Below are 1,097 nucleotides of genomic sequence, written 5' to 3'. Positions count from 1 at the left end.
GTCTCGTGGGCTCGGAGATGTGTATAAGAGACAGGCCCTACCCCGCTTCGCGGGACCCCAATTGGAGCATTTCAGATTAAGGAAATGCTCAAACACGTGAGCTGGATCCGTAGAACACCTCACTTGCAGAATTTGGGTGCAGTAGAACTTTTTTCTGTTGGGGTTACAAATATTGTGACTTTGTGATTTTTGGGGGGATTGGTAATGAACTCACAAACCCCCCGCTCGCATTAATAGTGAATGCACTATATCATTACGCTCGCTTTCCAAAATGTGACATTGACTTGCCGAGTTAGGAAAATCTAAAAGAATTTTTGGCAAAATTTTATCAATTTCTCTTTTCCGATTTTCGAGTCTTAGAGTCTCGGCACGATATTCCGACGCCATATCCGCAGGATGTTGTTTAAAATGCTGCTTACACGCAGACACCATCCAAGCCGGGTACTTATAGGGTCGTTTGGGAGGTCCTCCGGGGGATTCGAGATACTGGCTGTCCTCTTTCTTGCAGTACTCGATTGTTGCTTTGAAGTTTCTGACGGATTCGACATGTATTCTTTTGTTATCATTAGGATATTTATCTTTAAAAAACTTTAAGAGTCTTGATTTAGTCTTCTTGCTATGGAACCATAGAAGTGCGTGCAAATGCGGAGATCCATCTTCATGGGTTTCCTTACACACAATATAGTATGTGAGGTGCAACTCTTTACAGCATTTTAAGAATTCTGTCTTGGTCAACTCCCCGGATTTAGGGAAAGTAACAAAGAATTTTTGGATTGGGTGACGATTTGTAGAATGTGACATTTTATTAAATGTAACATTTTCTTAAATAATTTTTTTAACTAAGGATCTTGAATTACGATATTACCGTTATACGCATAACTTGCAATATTATCTGTTTGCAGGGTACCAAAGGCATCATAGCAAACAACGATAGTTCCGATGTCTCTCTTTTTGGGTACAGACCCACCTTCATCATATGTGATTTTCTTATTTTTCCATGAGCCCTTCAATGTGCATAGGTAACTATGTTCATGTTTCTCCGTTCCATTCTCATAGGATGGCCCTGAAAATATTGTTTTGGAATCAATTACTGATAT

The 1,097-nt window shown here is 39.8% G+C and carries 1 protein-coding gene; it reads right to left on the bottom strand.

Features of this window, described 5'->3' with window-relative positions:
- Window positions 1–839 precede the first annotated feature (839 nt).
- The coding region (locus ACGH4F_RS09640) for a hypothetical protein (RefSeq protein WP_411591040.1) at window positions 840–1,097 on the bottom strand (258 nt) is incomplete at its 5' end.

This window comes from Gilliamella sp. CG35 (assembly GCF_046635745.1).
GTDB classification, from domain to species: Bacteria; Pseudomonadota; Gammaproteobacteria; order Enterobacterales; family Orbaceae; genus Gilliamella; species Gilliamella apicola_I.
This window is presented reverse-complemented; position numbering and strand designations above follow the sequence as displayed.